Annotated in this window: 3 protein-coding genes; 1 reads left to right on the forward strand and 2 read right to left on the reverse strand. The window is 67.1% G+C overall.

The features are described from left to right. A partial coding sequence (locus KDL01_RS40240; protein ID WP_212533986.1) for a hypothetical protein occupies window positions 1–257 on the reverse strand: 257 nt, incomplete at its 3' end. Between the two features lie 43 nt (window positions 258–300). Beyond that, window positions 301–2,484, reverse strand: coding sequence for an RICIN domain-containing protein (locus tag KDL01_RS40245; protein ID WP_212533987.1), 2,184 nt, complete (start codon window positions 2,482–2,484; stop codon window positions 301–303). Between the two features lie 201 nt (window positions 2,485–2,685). On the opposite strand from KDL01_RS40245, the gene KDL01_RS40250 reads away from it, so the two are divergent. Then, on the forward strand, window positions 2,686–2,854 hold a 169-nt coding region (locus KDL01_RS40250; RefSeq protein WP_212533988.1), incomplete at its 3' end, for a LacI family DNA-binding transcriptional regulator.

The following is a 2,854-nucleotide window of genomic DNA, read 5'->3' on the forward strand; positions in this document are numbered from 1 at the left end:
CCCCCCGACGACGACGCATGCGAACACCCCGCCGCGACAGACAACGACAACGCCACCAGACCCACGCCAAAAACCCGACGAACCGAGGATGAGGGCTTCATTGCTCTACTTTCTTCCGGTCCCAACAAATGATGTTGATGAACTGATTTGACGAACTCACAGGTGATGCTGGTCGGACGGACAGGCAACGTCCGCCCGACCGGCGGCTCCGGCTCCGGCCCCCGCCAGCCGACGTGGCGCGAGATCGGGATGCGCATCCCGCGCCACGTCGGTCCGGCGAGTTCTTCTCTACCGGTGCCGTCAGCCCTGGTTCAGGCGCCACAGATGATCTGCGGTGCCGTTGTCGCTCCACTGCAGGGCGAGCGCCCCGCTGGCAGTGCTTGCGTTGGTCACGCCGAGCAGCAGGCCACTGTTCGCGTTCGCGATCAGGTAGCTGCCGTTGCCGTTCGGCATGATCTGCCAGAGGTGGTCGGCGGTGCCGCTGTCGGTCCAGATCAGCGCGCCCGCACCGGCGGTGGTGCTGGCGTTGCTGATACCGAGGTCAAGTCCACTGGCCACGTTGACGATCTTGTACTCGCCGTTGCCGGCCGAGACGAACTCCCACTGCTGGTCGTTCGCACCCGTGACGGTCGCCTGGTCGACGAGCGTGCCCGCGGCGGTCCCGGCGTTCTGGGTGTCGAGATTGAGGCCGCTGTTGACGTTCGTGATCGTGTACTCGGTGCCAGTGGTGACGTCGGAGGCGGACACGAGCTTCCACAGGTGGTCCGCGGTGCCGTTGTCCGTCCACTGCAGCGCGGTCGCACCGGAAGCCGTCGAGGAGCTCGTGATTCCGAGCACCAGTCCGCTCTTCTCGTTCACGATCTTGTACTCGCCGCTGCCCGCCGAGTTCACGTCCCACAACTCGCCGGTGTCGCCGTCGTCGGTGAGTTGCTCGACCGCGGCGCCGGAACTGGTCGAGGCACCCGCGACGCCGAGTACCAGACCGCTGTTCTCATTCACGATCTTGTAGGCCCCGTTGCCGTCGCCGACCAGGTCCCACAGGTGGTCGCGGGTGCCGTTGTTCGTCCACTGCAGCGCCGCCGCGCCGGAGGAGGTGCTGGCACCGCTTACGCCGAGCATCAGGCTGCTGTTGACGTTCTCCAGCTGGTAGGTCCCGTCGAGTGTGGACGAGGTGCTACCGGTCGGCGTGATCACCAGGTGGTAGCCGTTCGCCGCGTTCATCCCGTTGACCGGGACGGTGATCGAACCGCCGGAGATCGTGTAGTCGCCCACGGAGATGGTCTCGGGCACCGACACGGCCGTGGTTCGGCCTTGCGAGCGCACGTACTGGAGCACCACGTGTGCGCTGCCGCCACTGAACGCGGAGAGCGAACTCAGACCGTTGACCGTGACCGCGGACGAACCACTGCCGCCGCCGAAGATGACGCTGACCTGGTTGCCCGCGGAGTTCACCGAGGCGGCCCCGTCGATGCCGGTCTGCGCGGGCGGGACGGTGTTGACCATCTCGCCGCTCATGTCGCCATACCACTTATAGAGCCACCAGGCGGCATTGGGCAGGCCGCCGGTGGAGACGAGCGTGTCGCCCATGGTGCCGTACTGATTCCAGAAGGCGAGGTCGGCCTCGGTGACGCCGGCCCGCTCGAACTTGGCGATGTAGCCCACCAGCGATCCGGGCACGCCGACCTCGCCGGTCTCGCCGTACTCCTCGATCACGATCGGGATCGGGCTGATGCCGAGGCTGGCCTCCAACGCCTGGCAGGCGGCCACGTCCGCGGCGATGTTCGACTGGCCCGAGAGCTCATGCCAGCTCAGGTACTGCGGGAGCGCGTTGTTGGCCTTGGCGTAGGTCAGGAACGAGGACATCCAGCTCTCGTTCCAAGCCGAGTAGCTCGGCCCGTCGATCGGGATCGTCGAGTCGTCCTTGCGGATCTCGTTGAAGGACTCGACCCAGCCCGCGTCGAAGCTGCCGGCATCGGTGGTGTCCCAGGTCCAGTCGGGCTCGTTCCAGATCTCCATCGACTGGATGTTGCTGTCGCCGGACGCCTTCACCGCCGCGACCTGGGAGTCGATCGCGGAGAGCCAGTTGGACCAGCTGACCCACTTGTAGGGGAAGTTCGGATACCAGTCCGGCATCCGCACGATGACCTTCGCCCCGGCCTGCGCGGCCTCGGGCGCGACCACCAGGGCGTCGCCGGCCGGAGCGGACTCGCCGTTGGGCAGCTGGCTGCCGCCCGGGGCCATCTGGACGAAGCTGCTCGGGTGCAGCGGGTCGACGTAGCGCTCGGCCGGCGTGCCGTTCCCGGACAGCCCGTAGAGGGCGCCCGAGGCGACGTGGGTAACCGCCCGGAGAGCAGTGTTAGCGTTAACAACTAGGGTGTTGGAAGCCGCGGCGGCAGACGCCTGGGGCGTCTGGGCGGCGACGATCGTTCCCGCCGCGAGCAGGAGGGCGATACCAGGCGCCGTCGCCTTGGGTATGCGCATCATCGGTCACTTCCGTAGGAGGGTGGGTAGGCCACGTCCGCGGAGCCCCGGCAATCGTGCGGCGCCAAGAAGCCCCGGAGCCCGGGCCGTGCAGAGCGGAACTATTACGCAAACGATTGCCTTCGGCAGGCTAGAACCGACCGCGCTGCGTGTCAAGCAGGCGAGTACGGTAGATTGCCTGTGAAGGAAAGGGGAGAAACGACCATGGTCGAAGTTCCGTCCCGGGTCACTCTCACCGAGGTGGCGGCCATGGCCGGGGTCTCGGTGGGCACGGCCTCCAAGGCCCTCAACGACCGCGGCTCGATGCGCGAGGAGACCAGGGCACGGGTACGCCAGGCCGCGGACCGCCTCGGCTTCCAGATCGACGCCGTCG

The organism is Actinospica durhamensis (assembly GCF_018139695.1).
In the GTDB taxonomy this organism is placed as follows: domain Bacteria; phylum Actinomycetota; class Actinomycetes; order Streptomycetales; family Catenulisporaceae; genus Actinospica; species Actinospica durhamensis.

Bases quoted from the DNA above. Each gene is read 5' to 3' on its own strand.
- KDL01_RS40245 (WP_212533987.1), bottom strand. From the start codon at position 2,484: ATGATGCGCATACCCAAGGCGACGGCGCCTGGTATCGCCCTCCTGCTC.